Genomic DNA, 24,562 nt, shown 5'->3' with positions numbered 1-24,562 from the left:
CCGCCCAGCCTAACCGTTCCGCCTTCGTCCTGGCCAGGTGGCCAGCAGCATGCTGCCTGTCAGCAGCACGAATCCAGCCGCATGCACGGCCGAGAACGCTTCCCCCAGAAACACCACCGCCACCAGCGCCGCCGTCGCCGGCAGGAATGCGGTGAACACCCCCGCGATTCCCGCCGGAGCCCGGCGCAGGCCCGCATACCAGAGCAGCAGGCAGATCACGCTGGCGGTCAGGCTGTGAAACACCAAAAGCCCCGCCACCTCCGGGTCCGCCAGCGCCGCGGCGCTGCCCAGCACCGGCAGGCAGAAGGGCAGCATCAGCAGCATGGAGAAGGCCTGCATCCAGAGGCTCGCCGTCACCAGCGGCACCCGGCCGGCGATGCGCTTGGCGAGCAGGATATAGATCGCCTCGCCGCAGACCCCGCCGAAGACCAGCAGGTTGCCGAGCAGGCTGCCATGCGCCTCCCCACCCGCGCGGGCCAGGGTCAGCGCGCCCATGCCGAAGGCGGCCAGCGCCACGGCAGCCCATTGCCGCGGCGGCAGCACCTCCCGCAGCCACAGCGCGCTGCCGATGGCGACGACGGCGGGCAGGGTGGCCAGCACCAGCCCCGCCTCCAGCGCCGTGGTCAGCCGCAGCCCGGCCAGCAGCCCGGCATTGTACAGCGCCGTGCCGAAGGCCGCCTGGAGGAACAGGTTGCGCAGGCATCGACCGTCCACTTGCACCCGGCCTTCCATGGCCCGCGCCAGCGGCCACAGCACCAGCACCGCCAGCAGGCAGCGCAGCCCGACGATCATCGCGATCGGTAGCGACCCCGCCAGCACCTTCGCAACGCCGACATTGGCGCCGACCAGCGCCATGGAGCCGGCGAGCTGCGCATAGGCGGTCAGCACGCTAGCGTCTTCTCCATGAAGACACTGAGCGGGTCCGGCGCATAACCCTCGAAGGCCGCGATCTCGACGAAGCCGGCGCGGCGATACAGCGCCAGCGCCGCATGGCTATGCACCCCGGTCTCCAGCCGCAGCAGGCGCAGGCCGGCATCGCGCGCGGCCTGTTCCAGGGCTTCCAGCACGGCCCGCGCCACCCCGCGTCCGCGGGCGGCAGGGTCGGTCCACATGCGCTTGATCTCGCCCCAGTCGCCATGCGCCACGACCGCCCCCGTGCCGAGCGCCAGACCTTGCGCGTCGCGCGCCACATGGAACAGCACCCCGGGCGCGCGCAGCGACGCCAGGGGCAGGTGATGGTTGCTCTCGGCCGGATAGAGCGCGGCGCTGTTCGCTTCGCCGGCGCGCAGCATGGCGAGGATGGCGGGTTGGTCCGGATCCTCGATCGTGACGGTAATCATTCGCCCTTGCGCTTGAAGGGCGAGGCTTCGTGCAGCGCCTCGATCTCCGCCATCATCGCCGGCCTCTCCCGATCCAGGAAATCCGCGATGGCGCGGCGCAGGCCGGGATGCTGGATCCAATGCGCCGAATAGGTCGGCACCGGCAGGTAGCCGCGCTGGATCTTATGCTCGCCCTGGGCGCCGGCCTCGACGCGGGACAGCTTGTGTTCGATGGCGAAGTCGATGGCGCGGTAGTAGCACAGCTCGAAATGCAGGAAGGGCGCTTCCACCAGGCAGCCCCAGTTGCGGCCGTACAGCGCATCGGTGCCGAGCAGGTTCAGCGCGCCGGCCACGGGCTCGCCCTCCTGCTCCGCCACCATCAGCACGACCTTGTCGCCCAGCCGCTCGCCCAGCAGCGGCCAGAAGGATTTTTTCAGATAGGCGCTGCGGCCCCATTTCTTGTCGGAGGTCGAGACATAGAAGCGGTGAAACGCCTCCCAATGTTTTGGCGTGATCTCATGGCCGCGCAGGGTCTTGAGCACGAAGCCGGAATTCTCGGCGTCGCGCCGCTCGCGCTTGATCTGCTTGCGCTTGCGGCTGGACAGCGCCGCCAGGAAACTTTCGAAGTCCGCATAGCCGGCATTGGACCAGTGGAATTGCGTGCCGATGCGTTGCAGCCAGCCGGCCTCGCCGAGGGCTTCCCACTCACGCGGCGTGCAGAAGGTGCAGTGAACGGAGGAAAGATCGAGCTGGCCGCAGGCCTGCACCAGGCCCTGCGCCAGCGCCTCCACGCCGATGCCGGAATCGGGCCGCACCAGAAGGCGGGGGCCGGGCACAGGGCTGAAGGGGGCGGCGACCTGGAGTTTGGGGTAGTAGCTGCCGCCGGCACGCTCGAAGGCGTCGGCCCAGCCATGGTCGAAGACATATTCGCCCTGCGAATGCACCTTGGCATAGCAGGGCGCGCAGGCCAGCAGCCGGCCGGCCTCGTCGCGCAGCGCCGCATGCTGCGGCAGCCAGCCACTGCGCCCACCGACGCTGCCCGACTCCTCCAGCGCGAGCAGAAAGGCATGGCTGACGAAGGGATTGTCGGCGCCCGCGCAGGCGTCCCAGTCCAGCGGAGGAATATCCGCGATGGCGCGGTGCAGCGAGAGGCTGAGTTCGGGCATGCCGGTCAAGGTTGGGCGCGCCCGCCGGGGCACAAGCTCTCAGGCGATCTCGAACATGCCTTCGACCTCGACCGCGGCATCGCCGGGCAGGGAGGGCACGCCGATGGTGCTGCGCGCATGCCGCCCGGCCTCCCCGAACACCGCCACGGCAAGGTCCGACGCGCCGTTCATCACCAGCGCATGCTGGGTGAAGTCCGGCGTGCAGGCGATGAAGCCGCCGAGGCGCACCACGCGCTTCACCCGGTCCAGATCCCCCACCGCCGCCTTCACCTGCGCCACCAGGTTGATGAAGCAGGTGCGCGCCGCCGCCTGGCCCTGCTCGACCGAAACGCCCGCGCCGAGCTTGCCGGTGGTGCTGATCTTGCCGTCCACCAGCGGGATCTGGCCGGAGACGACCAGCAGATTCCCGACGAGGTTGAAGCCGATGTAGTTCGCCACCGGCGCCGGCGCCTGCGGCAGGGTGATGCCGAGTTTGTCGAGATTCGCGTCCACGGTGCCGGGCATGTCTGAATTCCTTGATCCGAAACGGGCTGCGCGCGCTCTATCCCACCAGCTTCAACTGCCGCCGCCGCTGGCGCGGGGCCGGGCTGGCTGGCAGGTCCATCGGCAGCAGCGGCAGGTGTTCCGCCGCATGGCCGGTGGCATCCGGCGCGCAATCCTCCTCCGACGGGTCGATCAGGTCACGGCGGCCGAGATAGTCCAGCGCCAGCCGCCGAAAAGCCCAGTCGAGCACGCTGGTGGCGCGGCGGATCGCCGGGTCGCCATCGACCGTCCCGGAAGGCCCGAAGCGGGTATAGGCATAGGCCTCGATATAGGAATCCAGCGCCACGCCGCCGGCCAGCCCGATCGAGACCGCCTGCAGCATCGCCTCCATCAGGCTGCGATAGGCGGCCGATTCCTTGGTCAGCGCGATGGTCACCTCGGAGAGGCGGCCCTCCGCATCCTCCGCCGTGCGCAGCACCACCTTGTGCCCGCCGACCGAAACGCGCCAGACGGCGCCCGCCGGGCGCTGCGCCTGGGTCGGCGCGCGTTCCGGCAGGGGCGGCGCGGCGCGGGCCGGGGCGGCGGGGGCCACCGGCATGGGCGGCGGCACATGCAGGAAGGGGGCGAGGGCCTGGGCCATGCCGGCCCATTCGGCATCCGGCACCGGCGCCAGCAGCGTCTCCGCCGCCGCGCGGCCGATGCGCAGCGCGGTGCGACTCGGCACCTCCGTCACCCAGCCCTGGGCGTCCAGCGCCAGGCGGGTGGCGCCGGGGGTGGGGGCGAGGCCACCCGTCTCGGCGCCCAGAAGCTGTTCCACCGCATCGGGGGCGGAGAGCGCCACCAGCACCTGGTGCCGCAGGCCGAGGCTGCGCGCCGCCGCTTCCAGCGCCGCGCGGGCGGCTTCCGCCAGGCCGGGCACCACGGTGGCGCCGGGCGGGGCGGGGGCGAACAGAGCGAGAGGCTCGCGGGCGCCGCCGAGGACAGCGCCGATCCGGCCCGACTCGGCCTCCGCCGCGCCACGGGTCAAAGCGGTGATGGCCGCACCCACGGCGCGCGCCTCCGCGCTGCCATAGCGCAGGCCGAGGCCTGCCAGCAGCCCGGCGAGATCGGCGAAGCCGACCGACAGGCGCGGCGCCTTGGCGCCGGTCCAGATATCCAGGGCGCGCACCGCCAGGGCCACCGCCTGCCCATAGGCCGCGGCGTCGAAGCCGCCCTCCGGGTCGAGGAAGGCCGGCAGGTTCAGCACGAAGCGGGCGGGGCCGCGGGCCTCGTTGCGCCAGATGGTGACGCCCGGCGCGCCACGGCGGGCCAGCAGCAAGGCGCGCAGTGCATGGGCGAAGCTGTCCTGCGCCGCGGCGTCGGCCAGCAGCCCGACCTCCCGCCCACGCAGGGCAAGGCGGTTGATCCAGGCCTCTGCGAGCTTCGGGAAGACCACCGGCCCGGCGCCAGGTGCCAGGGCGGCCAGCGCCTCCGCCGCCTGTTCATCCCAGGCGACGGGCAGGGCGATGGGGCGGGTGGCGGCGTCAGGATCGGGCGCGGCGCGAACCCGCCACAGCGCGACCTGATCCCACAGCGTTCCGGCGAGTGATGTCATGCCCCAACCCTAAAGGCCCCTTGCGCCCGGCGGAAGCCGTATCTGGTGGGTGATTTGCGCGGATGCCGCAACATCCTGTGGACAACACGGCATTTTGCGTGAGGGCCAGGGTTGTGCGAAACTGTCCGCCCCCGCAGATGACGGCACAGCCATGGCAAGGGTCGCCAGGGCCGCGCCGAAGGATCGCATATGTCGCTGATGATGCGTCTGACCACAGCCCTGTCCGGTCGGAAGATCGGCACCGATCGCTTCGGCAACAGCTATCACGAGTCCCGCCGGGACTACCTGCAATATGGCCGCAAGCGCCGCTGGGTGCTGTTCAACGGCGCCGCCGACCCGACCAAGGTGCCGCCCGAATGGCATGGCTGGCTGCACCACACCGCCGCCGCGCCGCTGCCGGAGACCAAGCTGCATGCCTGGCAGGTGGAACACCGCCCGAACCCGACCGGTACCGCCTTGGCCTGGCACCCGGCGGGCCACGACTATTCCGGCGGGCGCCGCCAGGTGACCACGGGCGATTACGAGGCCTGGACGCCGGGGTCCTGACCCTGCGCGCTCCTGACAGGATCAAGCATCCATGAAGCGTCGTTCCCTCGCCGAGGTCCTGGCCGGCGCCGTGGTCCTGCTGGTGGTCTGCGGCTTCCTGTTCTACGCCCTGACCAATAGCGGCCGCACCGGCTTTTCAGGGCCGGGCGTGACCCTGACCGCCAAGTTCGACCGCATCGACGGGCTCGCCCCTGGCGCCGATGTGCGGATCGCCGGCGTGAAGGTGGGCAGCGTGGTGGATCAGCGCATCGATCCGACCAGCTTCCTGGCGGTGCTGTCGATGCGCATCGATTCCGCGCTGCAGATCCCCTCCGACAGCTCCGCCGAGATCGCGAGCGAAGGGCTGCTGGGCGGGCGCTTCGTCTCCCTGGTGCCGGGTGGCTCGGATCGCATCCTGGCCGATGGCGGGGAGATCACCATCACCCAGTCCGCCATCAGCCTGGAAAGCCTGCTGGGCCGTTTCATCTTCTCGATGACCGAAGGCCAGCCGACCCGCAGCGAGGGTGCGCCCGCCGCTGGCGGGGCCGCACCGAACGCGGCGCCCAGCCTGGCGCCCAGCCTGGCGCCATGAGCGGCCTCGCCCCGCCCGCCATCTGGCCGGGCACCGATGGCGCGCCGCTGTCGTGCCGGGAGAAGCTGAAGGTGCTGGCCGAGAACCATGTGGAAGCGGCCCAGGTGCTGCGCGATGCCTTTGAGGATGCGGTGCTGATGGGCGTGGATGAGGCGGCGATGCGGCGCATCCTGACCGAGATGGTCGCGGCCCTGCCGAGCCCGAAGCGCGCATGACGCGGCTTGCTTTCGCCTTCCTGCTATTGGCTGGCCCGGCTTTGGCCCAGGACTGGCGGCCGCAGCGCATCGCCCAGTTGCAGGCGCTGGACAAGGTGACGGCCCGCATCACCGTGCTGCGCGCCGCGCTGAACCAGCCGGAACGCTTCGGCAGCCTGACCATCGTGGTGCGCGCCTGCCATGCCCGCCCGCCGGATGAGGTGCCGGACGCCGCCGCCTATCTGGAGATCAGCGACAGTCGCCAGCCCGCCGAGGCCAATCCGGTGTTCCGTGGCTGGATGTTCGCCGAGGCGCCGGGCGTGAACATGCTCCAGCACCCGGTCTATGACATCCGCATCCTGGAGTGCCGGGCGCAGTAGTGCGCCGCCGTCAGTCCTCGCCCGCTGTCCCTCTCAGCCGGCGGATTTCGGCCAGCACGGCCGCTGGCTCCACCGCGTCGTTCCAGACGCCCTGCTCCTCCACCGCTTCCGACAGCAGGCGCTTATAGGCCTGGCGCGGCACCTCATGGCAGCCGAACTGGGCCAGGTGGGTGGTCTGGAACTGGGCGTCCAGCAGGGTGAAGCCGAACAGCCGCAGCCGCGCCACCAGATGCACCAGCGCGACCTTGGAGGCATCGCGGGCGCGCGAAAACATGCTTTCGCCGAAGAAGGCGCCACCCAGGGCCACGCCATAGAGGCCACCCGCCAGTTGCGGCCCGCCCTCCCCGGGCAGCCAGGCCTCCACCGAATGGGCGTGGCCCATGCGGTGCAGGGCGCCGAACAGGCGCTCGATCTCCGGGTTGATCCAGGTGTCCTCCCGCCCCTCGCCCGGGGCGGCGCAGGCGGTGATGACGCCGGCGAAGTCGCGATTGGTGGTGATGGCATAGGGGCCCGCCAGCACGGTGCGGCGCAGCCTGCGGGGCAGATGGAAGCGGTCCAGCGGCAGCACGCCGCGCAGCTCGGGGTCCAGCCAGTACAGCCGGTCCCCGCGCCGGGTTTCGGCCATGGGAAACAGCCCCGCGCGGTAGGCGCGGAGCATCAGGTCGGGGGTGATGTCGAACTGGCGTCTGCTCACCTGCTCACTATGGGGCAAGGAGCATGGCATCGCGAGGGCGACCTGTTTCGGCCGATGTCGCGGCAGTGATGGCGGGGCAGGAGTTGCGGCCGGCCCCGACCAAACTCAGGCCCCGCGCTCCACGAAGCGCTCCAGCCAGTGGATGGTATAGTCGCCGGCCTGGAATTCCGGGTCCGCCACGATGCGCTGGTGCAGCGGCAGGGTGGTCTTGATGCCGGAGACGACCATCTCCGCCAGCGCCCGCTTCAGGCGCGCGATCGCCTCCGGCCGCGTCCGGCCATGCACCACCAGCTTGGCCACCAGGCTGTCGTAGTTCGACGGCACGGTGTAGCCGGAATAGAGCGCGCTATCGACGCGCACGCCCAGCCCACCCGGCGCGTGGTACATATCCACCCGGCCGGGGCTGGGGGCGAAGGTTTCGGGGTCTTCCGCGGTGATCCGGCATTCGATGGCGTGGCCGGAGAAGCGGATGTCCTCCTGGGTGTAGCCGAGCGGTTCGCCGGCGGCGACGCGAAGCTGTTCCTTCACCAGGTCCACGTTGCAGACCATCTCGGTCACCGGATGTTCCACCTGAAGCCGGGTGTTCATCTCGATGAAGGCGAACTGGCCATCCTGCCACAGGAATTCCAGCGTGCCGGCATTGCGATAGCCGAGCTGGCGCAGGCCCTTGGTGACCTGGGCGCCCAGCGCATCACGCTCATCCGGCGTCAGCACCGGGCTGCCGGCCTCCTCCACCAGCTTCTGGTGGCGGCGCTGGAGCGAGCAGTCGCGCTCGCCGAAATGCACCACATTGCCGTGGCTGTCGGCCATCACCTGAAGCTCGATATGCCGCGGGCGATCCAGGTATTTTTCCATGTAGACGCTGTCATCGCCAAAGGCGGCCTTGGATTCCGTGCGCGCGACGCGCCAGGCTTCCTCCAGCTCATCCGCGCTGCGCGCCACCTTCATGCCGCGCCCGCCACCGCCGGCGGCGGCCTTGATGAGCACCGGATACTTGATTTCCTCCGCGACCGCGCGGGCTTCCTCCAGGCTGTCCAGCGCGCCGAGCGAGCCGGGCACCAGCGGCACGCCGAGGCTGCGCATGGCGTCCTTGGCGGCGATCTTGTCGCCCATCATGCGGATATGCGCCGCCGTCGGGCCGATGAAGGCCAGGCCGTGCGCTTCCACCATCTCGGCGAAATTGGCGTTTTCCGAGAGGAAGCCGTAGCCGGGATGGATCGCCTCCGCCCCGGTGATGGCGGCGGCGGAGAGGATCGCGGCCATGTTCAGGTAGCTGTCGCGGGCCGAGGGCGGGCCGATGCAGACGCTCTCATCCGCCAGCCGCACATGCATCGCGGTGTTGTCGGCGGTGGAATGCACGGCGACGGTGCGGATGCCCATTTCCTGGCAGGCGCGATGCACCCGCAGCGCGATCTCGCCGCGATTCGCGATGAGAACCTTCTTGAACATTATGCTCTCCTCCCGCCGCTGCGCGGCGTGCGGAGGCCGACCGGTTCAACGCATGCGTTGAACGACGTCCGAGCCTCCGGCCCTCCCGTCATCGGGCGGCTGATGGCTGGCGCCATCACTCGATGATCATCAGCGGTTCGCCGAATTCCACCGGGGACCCGCCATCCACCAGGATGCGGGTGACGGTGCCGGCGCGGGGGGCGCGGATCTGGTTGAAGGTCTTCATCGCCTCGATCAGCATCAGGGTCTGGCCCTGCGCCACCTTGGCCCCCAGCGTCACGAACTGCGCCGCGCCAGGCTCCGGCGACAGATAGGCGACGCCCACCATGGGGGAGGTGATGAGGCCCGGATGCGCCGCATCGGCCACGGCCGGATCCGGCGCCACCAAAGCGGCGGGGGCGGCGGCCAGGGGCGCGGCGGCGGCGGGCAGCTGCGCCACCTGCGTCACGGTGATCTGCCGCGCCACGCGGATGCGGCTGTCCTTCTCCACCAGCTCGATCTCGGTGAGATCGGTCTCCCGCAGGATCTTGGCGAGTTCGCGGATCGCCGCTGCGTCGAATTGTACGCCCGACATCAGGGCTCTCCTTCTTCAATGACCAGCTCGGCGATCGCCTGCAGCGCCAGGGCATAGCCCTGGATGCCGAGGCCCGCGATCACGCCGGTCGCAGCCTTGGACACATAGCTGAGATGCCGGAATTCCTCCCGGCGGTGGATGTTCGAAATATGGACCTCGACGATCGGCAGGTCGGTGGCCTTCAGCGCATCCATCAGGGCGATGGAGGTATGGCTGTAGCCGGCCGGGTTGATGATGATGCCATCGGCCCGGCCGCGGCATTCCTGCACCCAGGTGATCAGCTCGCCTTCCCCATTGGTCTGCCGGAAGTCGATGGCGAGGCCGAGCTGTTCCGCGGTTTCCGCGCAAAGCTGCTCGACATCGTCGAGCGTCGCGGCGCCGTAGATCTCCGGCTGGCGGGTGCCGAGCAGATTCAGGTTGGGTCCGTTCAGGACGGCGATCAGCGGCGGGTTCACGGGAATCCCAGGTTTTGCAGGGTTCGCCGGGCTAGCACGGTGGGATCGGCGGGGGCAAGCCGCCGTGCCTGCCCCAACCTGCCGGAAGCTTCCGGCGCCGCCCTTTTCCCGCCCGCATGTTACCCGATCTGGGAGTCGAACCAGGTCTTCCAGGCCGGAACCGCCCGGGCATAGGTGCCGCGATGGGTGGAATCCGCGCCGGTGGAAATCGCCTCCACCTTGTCATTGCCCATGGCGCGCTGGAAGTCCTGCGCCAGCCGGCCGACGCCGACGGTGATGACCTCGTCCCGCTCGCCGTAGTAGTTGCGCACCGGGGTGCGGATGACCCAGCGATAGCCGTGATTGGCGGCCATCTGCCGGCCGAAGGCCGATTCGGCGAAGAACTGCGTGTCGAAATAGGGCGCCGTCACCAGGTCGCGGAGATTGGTCGGAACCTTGGCCGGGTCGAAGGGCTGGCCCTGATAGGCCTGGAGGCAGAGGTCGTAATGCTCCGGCTTCAGGATCGACCGCGCCAGGCCCGGCACGCCGTAGTAGTTCTCGAAGGAGAAGGAGGCGAGGATGAACAGCGTCGTCGTCCAGGGCGCGTCGAAGGGCCGCGGGAAGTTCAGGAAGCCGTTGAGCGAGAGCCACAGGTCGATCGGCGCGCTGGCGGTGGCGGCGGCCTGCACCGGCATGCCGATCGCCTCCAGCCGCTCGGCCAGCGTCATCGTCACATAGCCACCCTGCGACCAGCCGGCGAGGAACAGCCGGTTGTCCGTCAGCCCGATGGCCCGCATCACGGCGCGGGCGGCCGGAATCAGGTCGGCCGTCGCCTGCTGGTGGCTGCCCTTCACCATGAAGCCCTGCGGCTCGGTCGATTCGCCCATGCCGACATAGTCGGCGCCGATCAGGGCATAACCCTGGCCGGCGAACTGGGCGATCATCAGCTGCGTCTCGGGGGAGTTCTCGGGGAAGGAGGGCACCTCCTGTTTCCCGTAGACCGTGCCGTGCTGGTAGGAGACCAGCGGCAGGCTGGTGGCGCCGCCATCCGGAATGGCCAGCAGGCCGGTGAGGGTCACCGGCTTGTTGCCGCGCTCCGGCACCATGGTGGGGTAGCTGATCCGGTACAGCCGCACGGCATTGCGCGCCGGGGTGTAGGTGACCGGGAAGCCGGAGAAGGCAGGGGTATCGACGCTGAGGATGCGGTTCAGCCGCGCCACATCCCACTGCCCGATCAGGCGGTAGCTGATGCCGCCGGGCACCTGCTGCGCGGCACCGGCCGGCGCCGCGCTGCCTTGCGCGGCGGCGGGGCCGGCCGCGGTGGCCAGGGCCAGGGCGCCGAAAGTGAGGCCGGCGGCGGCGGCCTGGCGGCGGTTGAGCTTCGGGGGCAGGTCCTGGGTCATGCGGGCCTCTTGCGAAATGTGTCCTGGCGATCATGACGCTACAGCAAGAAAAGTTTACAATCCGTGGTTGTGTGGCGGGAGTTCGCCTCCACCGCTGCTTTTCCCGCGGTGCTGCCTGCGGCGGTGAATGCCAGCCCTGCATAGCGCGCGCCTTGTTGCCGGGACTGCCGCCGGCCATCTTCCCGCCATGACGGGGACGACAATGGCCGGACAGATCGAGATCGAGGTGAATGGCGAGCGGCGGGAGGTGCCCGAGGGCGCGTCCGTCGCCGAATTGCTGACGCTGATTGGCCTGGCCGCGCCCAAGGTGGCGGTGGAACGCAATCTGGAGATCGTGCCGCGCTCCGCCTGGTCCAGCACGCGTCTTGGCGCGGGGGACCGGCTGGAGATCGTGCACTTCATCGGGGGTGGTTGAGATGGATGGCATTCCGCAGGCCGATGAGGGCTGGACCGTCGCCGGGCGGCGCTTCCGCTCCCGCCTCATCGTTGGCACCGGCCGCTACAAGGACCTGCCGGAGACCAAGGCGGCGATCGAGGCCTCGGGCGCCGAGATGGTCACCGTCGCGGTGCGGCGGGTGAACCTGTCCGATGCCAGCCAGCCGATGCTGCAGGATTTCGTGCCGCCCGACCGCTTCACCTACCTGCCCAATACCGCCGGCTGCTTCACCGCCCAGGACGCCGTGCGCACCCTGCGCCTGGCGCGGGAGGCCGGGGGCTGGAATCTGGTGAAGCTGGAAGTGCTCGGCCCGCCACCCTTCCTGTACCCCGACATGGCCGCGACCTTCGAGGCAGCCGCCGCCCTTCTGGCCGATGGCTTCGAGGTGATGGTCTATTGCGCCGACGACCCGGTGGCGGCGAAGCGGCTGGAGGAGATGGGCTGCGTCGCCATCATGCCGCTGGGCGCGCCGATCGGCAGCGGGCTCGGTGTGGCGAACCCCTTCATGATCAAGGCGATCATCGCCCAGGCCCGCGTGCCGGTGCTGGTGGATGCGGGCATCGGCACGGCATCGGATGCCGCGCTGGCGATGGAACTGGGCTGCGATGCGGTGCTGCTGAATTCCGCCATCGCCCATGCGCGGGACCCGGTGCGCATGGCGCGCGCCATGAAGGCGGCCGTGGCGGCGGGGCGGGACGCCTTCCTGGCCGGGCGCATGCCGCGCAGTCCGGCGGCGGATCCTTCCAGCCCTGTCGCGGGATTGATCCGCTGAGTTGAAAAGCCTGGCGGCGTCTCACTTGTGGGATCGACCGCCTGTATCCTAGCCTCGGCCCGTTGCAAACAGTTACGTAGCGGGAGAGAGACTATGAATCGCCGTCACATCGGGGCGCTGGGCTTCATGGCCCTGGCGCTGTCCGCCTGCGTCGAACAGCAGCAGCGCCCCGTGGTCGTGATGCCCGCGCGGGGCTGCGACACCTCGTTCCTCGTCATCAACCGGTCGTCCCAGACCGTGGCGCAGCTGCATTTCAGCCATGCCAGCCTGAATGGCTGGGGCACCGACCAGCTCGGCGCCAACGTGCTGCCGCCGGGACGGCAGATGAGCTACCGCGCGGCGAATACCGGCCAGTATGACTTCCGGGTGACCTGGGCGAATGGCCGCACGGCGGAGCTGCGCCGGGTGAATGTCTGCGTCGCCAGCCGGATCACCGTGACCAATAGCGGGCTGATCGCCAACTGAACGGCTTCCGGCGTTTTCGCGCGAGAACAGCGCGATTCGCCGGAGCCTTCCCGGCCATCCCCCCGGGGCCACGGGGGGGCTTTCCGGCCATTTAGCAAAGCTCACGGAAAAAAAACGGGCAGGTGGGCAAATACCGCTTCCCTCCCGGGCTCGCGGCGCCTATATGCGCCGCAGACGCAGTACGCACGTGCCGAAGGCCCCAGGCCCACGGAACCGGTCAGTAAGGCCCGGTCACCGCGGCGCAAGGTTAACGCAACGACGTCAGCGTTCTGGCAACCCCGGCGGCTCACCCCGCCGGCCTCCTTTGGTCGCTGGTTCGTTCGACCGTTTCGTCAATCTAGGGGCCGTCCCCCCAACAGGGGGCTGTCTCCGCTATTTGCAGGAGTACGGGCGCGATGAACCCGAAAATCGCTTCCTATCTGCGCGACCATGCGCCGGCCACCCCGTGCCTCGTGCTCGATGTGGACCGCGTGGAGCAGAATTTCCGCCGGCTGAAGGCCGCGCTGCCGCTCGCCCGCGTCTATTACGCGGTGAAGGCGAATCCGGCCGCGCCGATCCTGGACCGGCTGAGCGGCCTCGGCTCCTCCTTCGATGCGGCGTCCTGGGAAGAGATCCAGGCCTGCATGGAAGCCGGCGCGCGTCCGGCCGACATCTCCTTCGGCAACACGGTGAAGAAGGAGAGCGCCATCACGGCCGCCTTCGCCGCCGGCGTCACCATGTTCGCCTTCGACAGCGAGCCGGAGTTGAAGAAGCTCGCCCGCTCCGCCCCCGGCGCGCGCGTCTATTGCCGCATCCTGGTGGAGAACAAGGGCGCCGAATGGCCGCTCTCGCGCAAGTTCGGCTGCGAGGCCGAGATGGCGAAGGAACTGATGGTGAAGGCGGCCGAATGGGGTCTCGACCCCTATGGCATCTCCTTCCATGTCGGCAGCCAGCAGACGCAGACCGGCGCCTATGAGGCGGCGATCGCCCGCGTGGCGATGATCTTCACCGATCTGAAGGACGCCGGCATCAACCTGCGCATGGTCAATCTCGGCGGCGGCTATCCGGTGCGCTACCGGGCCGAGGTGCCGGAGATCGACGCCTTCGGCGACGCCATCATGGGCGCCATGACCACGCATTTCGGCAATGCCCTGCCGGAGATGGTGATCGAGCCGGGCCGCTTCATGGTGGGCGATGCCGGGGTGGTGTCGTCCGAGGTCGTGCTGGTCTCCCGCAAGGGTGAGGACGATCCGGTGCGCTGGGTCTATCTCGACATCGGCCGCTTCGGTGGCCTGGCCGAGACGGAAGGCGAGTCCATCCGCTACGCCTTCCAGACCCCGCATGACGGCGGCGAGGAAGGCCCGGTGACCATCGCGGGACCTACCTGCGACAGCACCGACACGCTGTATGAGAAGTCCAACTACCGCCTGCCGATGGCCCTCGATGCCGGCGACCAGGTGCAGCTTCTGTCGACGGGTGCCTATGTGACGACCTATGCGAGCCAGGCCTTCAACGGCTTCCGCCCGCTGGCCGAACACTACATCTGACGGCGAATGGCGGTCGCGAGGCCGCCATTCCACGTTCCGCGCGCGCTAGCGCAGGAAGCCGATCCCGAGGGTATTGGTTTCATCCTTGTTCCCTCCGGGCTGAACTTCCAGCGCGCCGTTCACCATGAGCGTTGCGCTGTCGCTGCCATCCAGAAACACCGCATTGTCGAAGCCGAGCGCGAGAAGCTGCTCGGCGAGCGTCGTGTAGCTCTGGCCCGGCAACACACCATCAGGCTGCACGGCGATGAGCAGTTTTTTCAGCCTGCTATGGGAGGCGAGAATCGTCTTTCCTGTCGTCGGCGGTCGCTTTTCGACAGAAATGAACGTGTTGTTGTTGCGCTGAATCAGGGACTTCGAGAGCTGGCCTCCGGGATCCCCGCGCAGCGGCAGGCCGGTCGTGCCCGGGCGGCCCTTGTTGCCGTCGCCATAGCGTAGCCCCTCGACGATCAGCGGCCCGAGGCCACCGATGGCGGCGATGATCGAGGCATTTTTCGGCGGATCGCCTGCGCCAGCAAAAAAGGTCCAGCCGGGCGCATTGGTGGTCGGCACCCGCATTTGCGCGAAGAAGAACCGTTCCGGCTCAGTTGAGCCAGCAACCAGCACGCCATTGCTGACGACCTGACCCAAAATCGTCGTCTTGTTCGCAGCGACGGGGTCCGTGCCGAAGGCTGCGTCTAAACTACCGAGGAAGGAAAGATCATAGTAGCTGCCATTTATGCAGGCGTTCATCCGCGCCCCGTCCCGGCGCAGCATATCCAGGAAGAGTTCCGTCTTTTTCCTGATGAGAGGCACCATCTTCACAGAATGGTCCATCACCAAGTATCTCAGGGAGCCATGCCGCAGCAGCTTGCCTTCGAGATTTGTGACGAGATTCCAGAATCGGGGATTGTTCAGAAAGATCTCCACGATGCCTCATCCCCGCTTCTGACCCACCCGGCGGCGGTGACGGCCCTTCCGGTCCCCGTGGTCCAATATCCTCGCTGTCCGTTCAGGAGATGACAAGGTATTTCGATATCGATTCGTATTCGGGGCGCAAGGGACGGGCGGTGCGCCCGGTTCTTCCGGCGTGATTGTCGATCCGCCGTTTCTTTTTTGGCGCCCCCCGGTCTAAGCTCGCTCCATGGATGAAATCGATCGCAACCTCGTCGTCGCCCTGCAGGAGAATGGGGCGGCTGGCCTCGCCGAATTGTCCAAGGTCGCAGGCCTGTCCGTCTCGGCCACCGCGGAGCGGGTGAAGCGGCTGGAGGAGCGGGAGGTGATCCGCGGCTGGCGGATCGACCTCGACCCCGTCGCCGCCGGCTGCCCCCTGCTGGCCTTCGTCTTCGTCGCCATGCATCCCGGCGACGGCGATGCCGGCTTCGTCGCCGCGATGAAGGGGCGGGAGGCGGTTCTGGAATGCCATACCGTCACCGGCGCCTGGTGCTACCTGCTGAAGCTGCGCCTGGCGGATATCGCCGCGCTGGAGACTTTTGTCTCGGATGCCGTGCGCGGCCAGCCCGGGGTGGCGCGGACCGAGACGATCCTGGCGCTGGCCTCGCCGAAGGAAACGGCGATCCTGCCGGTGGCGGAGGCCGAGGAGGAGTAGAGGGTTTCGGGGCGAGGCGGGCCGTTCCCGTCCCGGGCAGCCCCCCTCACCCAACCCTCTCCCCCCGTCGGGGGGGAGAAGGCTTTTATCGGGCGGGGACTCAGTTCGCGGGGCGGGCGTTCATCGCAACCGTGCGCTCATCCATCCGCGGCTCATAGGTGATGCCGCGGCGGGTGGCCCAGAAGTTCACGAGCTGGAACAGCGGGATCATCGCCGTTTCGCGATCCACCATCGCCACCGCCTGCTGCAGCAGCTTCTCGCGCTCGGCATCGTCCAGCGTGCCGGCGGCGCGGGCCGTCAGCGCATCCAGCTCCGGATTCGAGTAGCGGGAGTTGTTGGAGGCGCCGGTGCGGCGTTCGCGGTTATAGGTGCCGAAGATATTCACCAGCATGTAGCTGGCCTCCCCGGTCACGCTGCCCCAGCCGGCCAGGCGGGCGTTGAATTCCTGGCGGGAATTGCGCGCCGCATAGCTGGTCCAGGGCAGCGCATCGACGGAGGTGCGCACGCCGATGCGGCTCCACATCTGCGCCACGGCCTGGGCCGTGCGCGCGTCGTTCGGATAGCGGTCATTCGGCGTCGTCAGGGTCAGCCGGAAGCCCTGCGGGAAGCCGGCCTCGGCCAGCAGGCGGCGGGCGCCCTCCGGATCGGGGCGCGGGGCCTCCACGGCCGGGTTGTAGGAATAGGAGCCCGGCGGCAGCCACTGGCCGGTCGGGCGCGCGGTGCCTTCCATCACGCGATCGGCCAGCGCTTCCCGGTCGATGGCGATGGACAGCGCGCGCCGCACCCGCGGATCCAGCATCGGGTTGCGTTCCAGCGGCCGGCCTTCGTTGTCGCTGACCAGCACCGGCGCGGTGTCGGTGCGGGAGAAGTCGGTCATCAGGTAGATCAGGCGCAGGCCCTGGATCTCGGAGATGCTGAGCCGGTTGTCGCGGCGCAGCCGGGCGATGTCGGTCGACGGCACCTGGTCGATGACGTCGAGGTCGCCGGCCAGGATGCCCGCGGTGCGCGCCGCGTCATTGGCGACGAAGCGATAGGAGACTCGGCCCCAGGGCTCGGCGCCCTTCCAATAGGCCTCGTTGCGGGCGAATTCGGTGCGGTCGCCGGGGCGGTAGGACACCAGGCGATAGGGGCCGGTGCCGATGGCGGCGCGGCCCGCATTGTAGTCCTCGGTCGCCGCACCTTCGCCGACATGGCGGGAGATGATCTGGATCGAGGCGAGCTCGGTCGGCAGCAGCGGATGCGGGGCGGCGGTGTGGAAGCGGATGGTCAGCGGGTCCACCACCTCGACCCGGGTGATGGCGCGGACGAAGCCGCCGAAGCCGCCCGGGCTGTTCGGCACATTGGGCGCGCGGCCGACGGTGAAGGCCACGTCATCGGCGGTGAAGTCGCGCCCGTCATGCCACTTCACGCCGGCACGCAGCTTGAATTCCCAGGTCGTGTCGCTGACCGCGCGCCAGCTTTCGGCCAGCGCCGGCTGGATGCGCGCCTGCGAATCCTGCTCCGTCAGCCGGTCGAACAGGTGCATGGTCAGGCTGATATTGGGCGAGGCATTGTAGAAATGCGGGTCGAGCGAGGTAGGGGACCCGCCGATGCCGATGGTGAGGTTGCGCGATGCCGGCTGCGCAAAAGCGGGCGACGCGGCAGCCAGCAAGACCGCGGCCAGCAGCGCGTGGCGGCGACGCGGAGGATTAAATTGCATTCGCTGTGTCTCTCCGGACAGTCATGAACAGGCCGTTAGCCTAGCCGGTCGCGACACATGCTGCTACAGAGGCCGCTTCGGGGAAGCTTTCGTTGAGGAGAAGAGTGATGCGCAACAGCATCCGCAATGCCGCCCTGGTGGCAGCATCCGTTGTGGTGGCGGGCCTGCCGGCGGCAAAGGCTCAGACGCTGAACATGGGCGTTGGTTCGCCCGTGACATCGCTTGATCCGCATTATCACCAGTTGTCGCCGAACAACGCCGTCAGCGACATGATCTTCGACAAGCTGGTCAGCACCGATTCCGCGGCGCGCAACATCCCCGGCCTGGCGGAAAGCTGGCGCGCGGTCGGCCCGACCACCTGGGAATTCAAGCTGCGGCCGAATGTGACCTTCCACAACGGCAACGCCTTCACGGCGGAGGATGTGGTCTTCACCATCCAGCGCCTGCCGAACGTGCCGAACAGCCCGTCCTCCTACGCGGCCTATGCGCGGCCGATCGTGCGGATGGAGATCGTCGATCCGCTGACCATCCGCTTCCACACCGCGCAGCCCTATCCGCTGATGCCGCTGGACATGACCAATGTCCGCATTCTGGATTCGGAGACGCATGCGAATGCGGCGACCGAGGATTTCAACAGCGGCCGCGTCGCCATCGGCACCGGCCCCTGGCGCGTGGTGAACCATCGCAGCGGCGACCGGATCGAGTTCGCGCGCAACGACAATTACTGGGGCGACAAGCCGGCCTTCGAGCGGGTGAACTACCGCATGGTCACCAACGACGCGACGCGCACGGCGTCGCTGCTGTCGGGCGATCTTGACGTGATCGACCAGGTGCCGACCAGCGATCTGGCCCGGCTGCGCCGCGACCCGAACATCAACGTCACGGAGACTGTGGGCCTGCGCCTGGTCTTCCTCGGCCTGGACCATCTGCGCGCGGCGGATGAGAATTCGCCGCAGATCACGGACAATGATGGCCGGCCGCTGGGCCGCAACCCGCTGCAGGACGTGCGGGTGCGGCGTGCGCTGTCGATCGCGATCGACCGCAAGGCGATCGCGGAGCGGGTGATGGAAGGTGCGGCCACACCGTCCGGCCAGTTCCTGCCGCCGGGCACCTACAGCCATGTGCCGGGCCTGGAAGCGCCGGAATTCAATGCCGATGCGGCCCGCCGCCTGCTGGCCGAGGCCGGCTATCCCAACGGCTTCCGCATCACGCTGTCCGGCCCGAATGACCGCTACATCAATGACAGCCGCATCATCCAGGCGGTCGGCCAGATGTGGACCCGCATCGGCGTCCGCACCGCCGTCGAGGCGCAGACCTGGTCCACCTTCGTCGGCCGCGCCGGCCGCCAGGAATTCTCCTCCTTCCTGATCGGCTGGGGCTCCAACCCGGATGGCAGCCACCCGCTGCGCAACATCCTGGCCACCTACAGCCGGGACCGTGGCTGGGGCGCGTCGAACCGCGGCCGCTTCTCCAATGCCGAGGTGGACGCGCTGCTGACCGAATCGCTGTCGGAGCTGGACAATGAGAAGCGCGAGCAGCTTCTGATCCGCGCGCAGCGCATCGCGGCGGAGCAGGTGGCCGTGATCCCGCTGCATATCCAGACCAACATCTGGGCGTCGCGCCGCGGCTTCACGCATCAGGCGCGCGTCGATGAGCTGACCCGGGCGCAGGATACGCGCCCGGCGGCCGCCCGCTGAGCAAATAGGTCAAGGGGACCGGGATGAGCGTCTATCTGCTGCGGCGGCTGATTCAGGCCGCCGGCGTCGTGCTGGCGATGTCCATCATCGTCTTCGTCGGCGTCTTCGCCATTGGCGACCCGGTCGAGATCCTGATCAGCCCGGATGCGGACCAGTTCGAGCGTGAGCGCGCGATCATTGCCCTCGGGCTCGACCTGCCGCTCTGGCAGCAGTACCTGATCTTCCTGGGCAAGGCGGTGCAGGGGGATCTGGGGCGCTCCTTCGTCTTCAACGAGCCGGCGCTGCAACTGATCCTCCAGCGGATGCCGGCGACGCTGGAACTGGCCTTCGCGGCCACCTTCGGCGCCATCCTGATCGGCCTGCCGCTCGGCCTCTATGCCGGGCTGAAGCCGAACAGCGTCGGCTCCAAGGCCATCATGGCCGGGTCGATCCTCGGCTTCTCCCTGCCCACCTTCTGGGTCGGGCTGATGCTCATCATGGTCTTCGCCGTGCAGCTCGGCTGGCTGCCTTCCACCGGGCGCGGCGAGACGGTGGAGATCCTCGGCACGCGCTGGTCCTTCCTGACCTGGAACGGGCTGACGCATCTGGCGATGCCCGCGCTGAACCTCGCACTGTTCAAGATCAGCCTCGTCATCCGCCTGACCCGCGCGGGGGTGCGGGAGACGATGCTGATGGACTATGTGAAATTCGCCCGCGCCAAGGGGCTCAGCCCCTTCCGCGTGACCTTCGTGCATGTGTTCAAGAACATCCTGATCCCGGTCGTCACCGTCACCGGGCTCGAATTCGGCAGCACCATCGCCTTCTCGGTCGTGACGGAAAGCATCTTCGCCTGGCCGGGCATGGGCAAGCTCATCATCGACAGCATCAACGTGCTCGATCGCCCGGTGATCGTCGCCTATCTCATGATCGTGGTGCTGATGTTCATCACCATCAACCTGGTGGTGGACCTGATGTATTCGGTGCTCGACCCGCGCGTGCGGCTGGACAGCAAGTGAAGGGGGGCGCGGCATGAGCGCGGTCGTCGGCCAGGGGGCGCCCATCGAGGACCCCGCCAAGATCAAGGTGGAAACGCCGTTCCGGCGCTTCTGCTCGGAATTCGCCGAATCCAAGCTCGCCCTGGGCGGCTTGATCGTGATCTCCATCATCATCGTGGTGGCGATCCTCGCGCCCTTCATCTCGCCGCAGGATCCCTACGACCTGGCGGTGCTGGACATCATGGACGGGCGGCTGGAGCCGGGGGAGAAATCCGGCGACGGATCGATCACCTACTGGCTCGGCACCGATGACCAGGGGCGGGACATGCTGTCCGGCATCATGTACGGGCTGCGCATCTCGCTGACCGTGGGCGCCGGTTCGGCCTTCATCGCCTGCATGGTGGGCGCATCGCTGGGTCTCGCCGCGGCCTATGCCGGCGGCAAGACCGACAGCATCATCATGCGCATCGTCGACCTGCAGCTCTCCTTCCCCTCGATCCTCGTCGCGCTGATGATCCTGGCGTTCCTCGGCAAGTCCGTGACGAACGTGGTCATCGCCATCGTCGTGGTGGAATGGGCCTATTACGCCCGCACCGTCCGCGGCACCGCGCTGGTCGAACGCCGGCGCGAATATATCGAGGCGGCGGAATGCCTGGCGCTGCCGCGCTACCGCATCCTGTTCCGCCACCTGCTGCCGAACTGCCTGCCGCCGCTGATCGTCATCGGCACCATGCAGGTGGCGCGCGCTATCGCGCTGGAGGCGACGTTGTCCTTCCTCGGCCTCGGCGTGCCGATCACGGAGCCCTCGCTGGGGCTGCTGATCGCCAATGGCTACGAATACATGCTCTCGGGCAAATACTGGATTTCCTTCTATCCAGGCATCGCGCTGCTGGTGACGATCGTCGCCATCAACCTGGTCGGCGACCAGTTGCGCGACGTGCTGAACCCGCGGCTGCAGAAGTAAGGGTGCCCATGGCTGACTCCCTCAACCCGGCGACGGCCGCGGCGCCGACGCTGGAGGTGCGCAACCTCCAGACCCATTTCTTCACCCGCGGCGGCGTGGTGCGGGCGGTGGACGACGTGTCCTTCACCATCGGCCGCGGCAAGGTGCTGGGGCTGGTGGGCGAAAGCGGCTCCGGCAAGACCGTGACCGGCTTTTCCATCATGGGCCTCGTCGATGCGCCGGGCCGCATCGTCGGCGGCTCCATCCTGTTCCAGGGCAACGACCTGGCGAAGCTGTCCGAGGAGGAGATGCGGCATCTGCGGGGCAACCGCATCGCCATGATCTTCCAGGACCCGATGATGACGCTGAACCCGGTGCTCCGTATCGACACACAGATGATCGAGACGGTGCTGGCGCATGAGAAGGTGTCGGAGGATGAGGCCCGCGCCCGGTCCCGCGACGCGCTCGGCATGGTCGGCATCCCATCCCCGGATGAGCGGCTGAAATCCTATCCGCACCAGTTCTCCGGCGGCATGCGCCAGCGCGTGGCGATCGCCATCGCCCTGCTGCACCGGCCCGACCTGATCGTGGCGGATGAGCCCACCACGGCGCTGGACGTGACCATCCAGGGCCAGATCCTCGCGGAGGTGCAGAAGCTCTGCGCCACCACCGGCACGGCGATGCTCTGGATCACCCATGACCTGTCGGTGGTCGCCGGCCTCGCCGACGATATCGCCGTCATGTATGCCGGCCGCGTCGTCGAGCATGGCGATGTGGGAGAGGTGCTGGATGCGCCGCTGCATCCCTACACGCATGGCCTGATCGGCAGCGTCCCTTCGCGCAACAAGCGTGGCGAGCCGCTGCGGCAGATTCCCGGCATGACGCCCTCTCTGCTCAACCTGCCGGAGGGCTGTTCCTTCCGCGCCCGCTGCCCGCGCGCCCAGGCCGATTGCGTGGTGATGCCCGAACTGAAGCCCTGGCTGCCGGGGCGTCTCGCCCGTTGCCATCATCCGCATCTTGAGGAGGTGGTGGCGGCATGAGCCAGTCCCAGATGCAGATGCAAAGCGAATCCGTCGGCACCGCCCGGGTCTTCTCCGACAGCGAGACCCCGATGGTCGAGCTGCGCGGCGTCACCCGCCGCTTCGCCAAGAAGCTCGACATCGCCGCCAAGCTGGCGCGCCGCCTCGGCGCCTCGGTGAAGGAGGAGATTGTCCATGCGGTGGACGGCGTCGACCTCCGCGTCCGCAAAGGCGAGGTGGTGGGCCTGGTTGGTGAATCCGGCTGCGGCAAATCGACGCTCGGCCGCATCGTCGCGGGCATCCTGCCGCAATCCGAAGGCCAGGTGCTGTGGAACGGCCAGGACGTGGCCGGCATGCAGGGCGAGGCTGCCAAGATCGGCAAGCTGCGCCGGCAGATGATCTTCCAGGACCCCTATGCCAGCCTGAACCCGCGCATGCGGGTCGCCGATATCGTGGGCGAGGCGCCGCTGGTGCATGGCCTGACCACGCGCGCGAATTTCGACAGCTATGTCGATGAGCAGATGCGCCGCGCCGGTCTCGACCCCGCCTTCAAGCGTCGCTACCCGCACCAGTTCTCCGGTGGCCAGCGCCAGCGCATCGGCATCGCCCGGGCCCTTGCCGTGGCGCCGGAATTCATCGTCTGCGACGAGGCGGTGGCAGCGCTGGACGTGTCGATCCAGGCGCAGATCCTGAACCTGTTCATGAAGCTGCGGACGGATCTGGACCTCACCTATCTGTTCATCAGCCATGACCTTGGCGTGGTGGAACATCTGAGCGACCGCGTGGTCATCATGTATCTGGGCCGGGTGGTGGAGGAAGCGCCGACCGAGCGCGTCTTCACCGCGGCCAACCACCCCTATACCCAGTCGCTGCTGAACAGCGTGCCGCGCATCGGCAATCGCAAGCGGGCCTTCGCCACAGTGAAGGGGGAAATCCCCTCGCCGCTGAACCCGCCGCCCGGCTGCCATTTCCACCCGCGCTGCCCGCATGCCTTCGCACGCTGCTCGGTGGAAGTGCCGAAGCTGCGGGAGATCGCGCCGGGCCAGCGTAGCGCCTGCCATCTGAACGACGCGGCCTGATCCTGTTTCGCGCCCAATGGGAAAGCCGCGAGCTGGTCGCGGATTTCCTCGGCGGGCGCGATGCGGCGACCGATCCGCTCTGGGCCGCCAGCGGCGCGGCGGATGCGGCTGAATATGGCCGCTGGGCCGGGCACCTCTGCGGCTGCGCCTGTCTGCAAATGGTGCTCGGCGCGCTGGGGCGGCCGGTGCCGCCGATCCATGACATCCGGCGCGGCGTCCAGGCCGAGGGCGGCTACGTGGAAACGCCGGAGGGCGACATCCGTGGCCTGATCTATGCCGGGGCTGTGGCCTGGCTGGCGGGGCAGGGGATCGCCGCGCGCATCGCGCTGGACCTGACGGCGGAGCACCTGCCGGAGGGTCTGTTCATCGCCTCCGTCCATCCCGGCATCCGCCGGCCGGACATCGCGCCGCCGTCGCGCGGCGGGCATCTGGTGCTCGTCTTCGGCCGGGACGGGGCGGGCGCGCTGCGCTTCAACAACCCCTCCGGCGACACGGCCGCCACGCAGCAGGATGCCCGGCTGGCGCCGGCCGTTTTCGACCGCTTCTTCGCCGGGCGCGGCATCGCCATCGGCTGAGCGGCGGCCGTCAGATCCGCACGGTGCCGCCGCGGCCGCGTCCCGGCGGGTCCGTCGGATCGCGATCGGTCGGCCCGCTGGCGCCCTTGCGCGGCGCGGCGCCCCCCCGGCCTGCGCCGGGCGGATCGCTGGGGTCGCTGTCGCTCGGGCCGGCGCCCGGGCGATTGCCGCCACGGCCGCGTCCCACCGGGTCATTCGGGTCGCTGTCGGTCACGCCGGTGCCCGGCCGACTGCCACCACGGCCCCGGCCCGGCGGATCGGTCGGGTCGCTGTCGCTGGTGCCGGCGCCCGGCCGGTTGCCGCCACGACCCCGGCCTGGCGGATCATTCGGGTCGCTGTCGGTCGCCCCGCTGGGGGGCGGGGTGGGGGCGCTGCCGCCCTTGCCACCTGGCGCATTCGGAGCGCTGGGCGCCGGGCCGCCCTTCCCCCCTGGCGGCGCACCGGGCGCGACCGGCGGTGACTTGGAACTCTGCGCCGCCGCCGCAACGGGCAGCGCCGCGGCACCGCCCAGGCTTGCCAGGCGCAGTACCAACAGGCGTCGGGCCAGCGGGGACCCCTCGGACTTGGACATGCGGCGCTCCTTGCTTGGCACCATGTTCACGGGGCCGGCCGGCTTTCACAAGAGGCATCGTGGGCCGGGTCGGACAGCGTGATACGCATGGGGCCGAAGCGACAATGAATCGGCTTGCGTTCATGTTCTTGATATGTTCCAGTCACCCCCATGAGCAGCATCGCCCTCGGCTACCGCCCCCAGGCCTCTGTCGCCAGCGACATCCCGGCCGAACTCCGCATCCCGCCGCGGCCGCAGGTTCTGCAGCGCGCGGCCCCGGTGGAGCCCGCATGGAGGGAAGCGATGCGCTGGTCCTGGATCGGCCTGTCAGCCAGCATGGTGGCCGGGGAAGTGGCGCTGGCCCTGTTCGGGCCGTGACGAAGCGTGATGGCCGGAGGTGCGAAGGCACCGAAGGTCTGAATCACGCGTTCAGAC

The 24,562-nt window shown here is 68.8% G+C and carries 29 protein-coding genes; 16 read left to right on the top strand and 13 right to left on the bottom strand.

Going from position 1 to position 24,562, the window contains the following annotated elements:
* Positions 1–9: 9 nt before the first annotated feature.
* From JJQ90_RS05025 to JJQ90_RS05005, 5 genes are read right to left on the bottom strand one after another with little or no spacing between them, the layout of a single operon-like run.
* A complete protein-coding gene (locus tag JJQ90_RS05025) occupies positions 10–888 on the bottom strand; it encodes a DMT family transporter (protein WP_329959372.1) in 879 nt (292 codons plus the stop codon).
* Positions 882–1,340 (bottom strand): GNAT family N-acetyltransferase, encoded by a 459-nt coding sequence (locus tag JJQ90_RS05020; RefSeq protein ID WP_216873350.1) that lies wholly within the window; start codon positions 1,338–1,340, stop codon positions 882–884. Before JJQ90_RS05020 ends, JJQ90_RS05025 begins: the two co-directional genes overlap by 7 nt.
* On the bottom strand, positions 1,337–2,485 hold the full coding sequence (locus JJQ90_RS05015) for a GNAT family N-acetyltransferase (protein WP_216873773.1): 1,149 nt from the start codon (positions 2,483–2,485) through the stop codon (positions 1,337–1,339). Before JJQ90_RS05015 ends, JJQ90_RS05020 begins: the two co-directional genes overlap by 4 nt.
* Positions 2,486–2,524: 39 nt before the next feature.
* On the bottom strand, positions 2,525–2,989 hold the full coding sequence (locus tag JJQ90_RS05010) for a RidA family protein (RefSeq protein ID WP_216873349.1): 465 nt from the start codon (positions 2,987–2,989) through the stop codon (positions 2,525–2,527).
* Positions 2,990–3,026: 37 nt separating this feature from the next.
* A complete protein-coding gene (locus tag JJQ90_RS05005) occupies positions 3,027–4,562 on the bottom strand; it encodes a TSCPD domain-containing protein (RefSeq protein WP_216873348.1) in 1,536 nt (511 codons plus the stop codon).
* A 198-nt stretch (positions 4,563–4,760) separates the two neighbouring features.
* Between JJQ90_RS05005 and JJQ90_RS05000 the strand changes: the two genes are divergently transcribed.
* The 4 genes from JJQ90_RS05000 to JJQ90_RS04985 are packed head-to-tail and all read left to right on the top strand — an operon-like array spanning position 4,761 to position 6,253.
* Positions 4,761–5,108: an NADH:ubiquinone oxidoreductase subunit NDUFA12 gene (locus tag JJQ90_RS05000; RefSeq protein WP_329959371.1), complete on the top strand. Its 348-nt coding sequence runs from the start codon at positions 4,761–4,763 to the stop codon at positions 5,106–5,108.
* A 31-nt stretch (positions 5,109–5,139) separates the two neighbouring features.
* The gene (gene mlaD, locus JJQ90_RS04995) at positions 5,140–5,679 is read left to right on the top strand and encodes an outer membrane lipid asymmetry maintenance protein MlaD (protein WP_216873346.1); all 540 of its coding nucleotides are present in this window, start codon (positions 5,140–5,142) and stop codon (positions 5,677–5,679) included.
* On the top strand, positions 5,676–5,894 hold the full coding sequence (locus JJQ90_RS04990; RefSeq protein WP_216873345.1) for a hypothetical protein: 219 nt from the start codon (positions 5,676–5,678) through the stop codon (positions 5,892–5,894). Before mlaD ends, JJQ90_RS04990 begins: the two co-directional genes overlap by 4 nt.
* Positions 5,891–6,253 carry a DUF2155 domain-containing protein gene (locus tag JJQ90_RS04985; RefSeq protein WP_216873344.1) on the top strand — a complete coding sequence of 121 codons (363 nt, stop codon included), beginning with the start codon at positions 5,891–5,893 and terminating at the stop codon, positions 6,251–6,253. Before JJQ90_RS04990 ends, JJQ90_RS04985 begins: the two co-directional genes overlap by 4 nt.
* A gap of 10 nt (positions 6,254–6,263) precedes the next feature.
* Here JJQ90_RS04985 and aat read toward each other — a convergent pair whose 3' ends face one another.
* The 5 genes from aat to JJQ90_RS04960 all read right to left on the bottom strand — a co-directional run bounded on the left by aat (position 6,264) and on the right by JJQ90_RS04960 (position 10,807).
* Positions 6,264–6,911 carry a leucyl/phenylalanyl-tRNA--protein transferase gene (gene aat, locus JJQ90_RS04980; RefSeq protein ID WP_230410439.1) on the bottom strand — a complete coding sequence of 216 codons (648 nt, stop codon included), beginning with the start codon at positions 6,909–6,911 and terminating at the stop codon, positions 6,264–6,266.
* 141 nt (positions 6,912–7,052) lie between these two features.
* Positions 7,053–8,396 carry an acetyl-CoA carboxylase biotin carboxylase subunit gene (gene accC / locus JJQ90_RS04975; RefSeq protein ID WP_216873342.1) on the bottom strand — a complete coding sequence of 448 codons (1,344 nt, stop codon included), beginning with the start codon at positions 8,394–8,396 and terminating at the stop codon, positions 7,053–7,055.
* A 115-nt stretch (positions 8,397–8,511) separates the two neighbouring features.
* Positions 8,512–8,970 (bottom strand): acetyl-CoA carboxylase biotin carboxyl carrier protein, encoded by a 459-nt coding sequence (gene accB / locus JJQ90_RS04970; protein WP_216873341.1) that lies wholly within the window; start codon positions 8,968–8,970, stop codon positions 8,512–8,514.
* Positions 8,970–9,425 (bottom strand): type II 3-dehydroquinate dehydratase, encoded by a 456-nt coding sequence (aroQ, locus tag JJQ90_RS04965; protein WP_216873340.1) that lies wholly within the window; start codon positions 9,423–9,425, stop codon positions 8,970–8,972. Before aroQ ends, accB begins: the two co-directional genes overlap by 1 nt.
* A 119-nt stretch (positions 9,426–9,544) precedes the next feature.
* Positions 9,545–10,807, bottom strand: coding sequence for an alpha/beta hydrolase family protein (locus JJQ90_RS04960; RefSeq protein ID WP_216873339.1), 1,263 nt, complete (start codon positions 10,805–10,807; stop codon positions 9,545–9,547).
* 187 nt (positions 10,808–10,994) lie between these two features.
* Between JJQ90_RS04960 and thiS the strand changes: the two genes are divergently transcribed.
* The 4 genes from thiS (at position 10,995) to JJQ90_RS04940 (ending at position 14,006) form a co-directional block, all read left to right on the top strand.
* Entirely contained in the window at positions 10,995–11,222 is a 228-nt protein-coding gene (gene thiS, locus JJQ90_RS04955) for a sulfur carrier protein ThiS (RefSeq protein ID WP_230410337.1), read from the top strand.
* A gap of 1 nt (position 11,223) precedes the next feature.
* Positions 11,224–12,015, top strand: a complete 792-nt coding sequence (locus tag JJQ90_RS04950; protein ID WP_216873338.1) for a thiazole synthase — start codon at positions 11,224–11,226, stop codon at positions 12,013–12,015.
* 93 nt (positions 12,016–12,108) lie between these two features.
* Complete coding sequence (locus JJQ90_RS04945) at positions 12,109–12,480, top strand: hypothetical protein (RefSeq protein WP_216873337.1); 372 nt, start codon at positions 12,109–12,111, stop codon at positions 12,478–12,480.
* A 395-nt stretch (positions 12,481–12,875) separates the two neighbouring features.
* The gene (locus JJQ90_RS04940; RefSeq protein WP_216873336.1) at positions 12,876–14,006 is read left to right on the top strand and encodes a type III PLP-dependent enzyme; all 1,131 of its coding nucleotides are present in this window, start codon (positions 12,876–12,878) and stop codon (positions 14,004–14,006) included.
* A 45-nt stretch (positions 14,007–14,051) separates the two neighbouring features.
* On the opposite strand, the gene JJQ90_RS04935 is transcribed toward JJQ90_RS04940, so the two are convergent.
* A complete protein-coding gene (locus tag JJQ90_RS04935; protein ID WP_216873335.1) occupies positions 14,052–14,912 on the bottom strand; it encodes a phosphodiester glycosidase family protein in 861 nt (286 codons plus the stop codon).
* A gap of 214 nt (positions 14,913–15,126) precedes the next feature.
* On the opposite strand from JJQ90_RS04935, the gene JJQ90_RS04930 reads away from it, so the two are divergent.
* Entirely contained in the window at positions 15,127–15,591 is a 465-nt protein-coding gene (locus tag JJQ90_RS04930) for an Lrp/AsnC family transcriptional regulator (RefSeq protein WP_216873334.1), read from the top strand.
* A gap of 100 nt (positions 15,592–15,691) precedes the next feature.
* On the opposite strand, the gene JJQ90_RS04925 is transcribed toward JJQ90_RS04930, so the two are convergent.
* The gene (locus tag JJQ90_RS04925; RefSeq protein WP_216873333.1) at positions 15,692–17,290 is read right to left on the bottom strand and encodes an ABC transporter substrate-binding protein; all 1,599 of its coding nucleotides are present in this window, start codon (positions 17,288–17,290) and stop codon (positions 15,692–15,694) included.
* A gap of 107 nt (positions 17,291–17,397) precedes the next feature.
* On the opposite strand from JJQ90_RS04925, the gene JJQ90_RS04920 reads away from it, so the two are divergent.
* The 6 genes from JJQ90_RS04920 to JJQ90_RS04895 all read left to right on the top strand — a co-directional run bounded on the left by JJQ90_RS04920 (position 17,398) and on the right by JJQ90_RS04895 (position 23,577).
* On the top strand, positions 17,398–18,987 hold the full coding sequence (locus tag JJQ90_RS04920) for an ABC transporter substrate-binding protein (RefSeq protein ID WP_216873332.1): 1,590 nt from the start codon (positions 17,398–17,400) through the stop codon (positions 18,985–18,987).
* 23 nt (positions 18,988–19,010) lie between these two features.
* Entirely contained in the window at positions 19,011–19,982 is a 972-nt protein-coding gene (locus tag JJQ90_RS04915; RefSeq protein WP_216873331.1) for an ABC transporter permease, read from the top strand.
* Positions 19,983–19,995: 13 nt separating this feature from the next.
* Entirely contained in the window at positions 19,996–20,925 is a 930-nt protein-coding gene (locus JJQ90_RS04910) for an ABC transporter permease (RefSeq protein ID WP_216873330.1), read from the top strand.
* Between the two features lie 8 nt (positions 20,926–20,933).
* The gene (locus JJQ90_RS04905) at positions 20,934–21,944 is read left to right on the top strand and encodes an ABC transporter ATP-binding protein (protein ID WP_216873329.1); all 1,011 of its coding nucleotides are present in this window, start codon (positions 20,934–20,936) and stop codon (positions 21,942–21,944) included.
* A gap of 17 nt (positions 21,945–21,961) precedes the next feature.
* Positions 21,962–23,002, top strand: coding sequence for an ABC transporter ATP-binding protein (locus tag JJQ90_RS04900; protein ID WP_216873771.1), 1,041 nt, complete (start codon positions 21,962–21,964; stop codon positions 23,000–23,002).
* 158 nt (positions 23,003–23,160) lie between these two features.
* Positions 23,161–23,577, top strand: a complete 417-nt coding sequence (locus tag JJQ90_RS04895) for a hypothetical protein (protein ID WP_216873328.1) — start codon at positions 23,161–23,163, stop codon at positions 23,575–23,577.
* Between the two features lie 10 nt (positions 23,578–23,587).
* On the opposite strand, the gene JJQ90_RS04890 is transcribed toward JJQ90_RS04895, so the two are convergent.
* A complete protein-coding gene (locus tag JJQ90_RS04890; RefSeq protein WP_216873327.1) occupies positions 23,588–24,148 on the bottom strand; it encodes a hypothetical protein in 561 nt (186 codons plus the stop codon).
* Between the two features lie 150 nt (positions 24,149–24,298).
* Between JJQ90_RS04890 and JJQ90_RS04885 the strand changes: the two genes are divergently transcribed.
* The gene (locus tag JJQ90_RS04885) at positions 24,299–24,505 is read left to right on the top strand and encodes a hypothetical protein (protein WP_216873326.1); all 207 of its coding nucleotides are present in this window, start codon (positions 24,299–24,301) and stop codon (positions 24,503–24,505) included.
* Positions 24,506–24,562 lie beyond the last annotated feature (57 nt).

The sequence above is a fragment of the Falsiroseomonas oleicola genome (genome assembly GCF_019029495.1).
GTDB classification, from domain to species: domain Bacteria; phylum Pseudomonadota; class Alphaproteobacteria; order Acetobacterales; family Acetobacteraceae; genus Falsiroseomonas; species Falsiroseomonas oleicola.
Note: the sequence above shows the minus strand (reverse complement) of the source record. Positions and strands in the feature narration are given on the sequence as shown.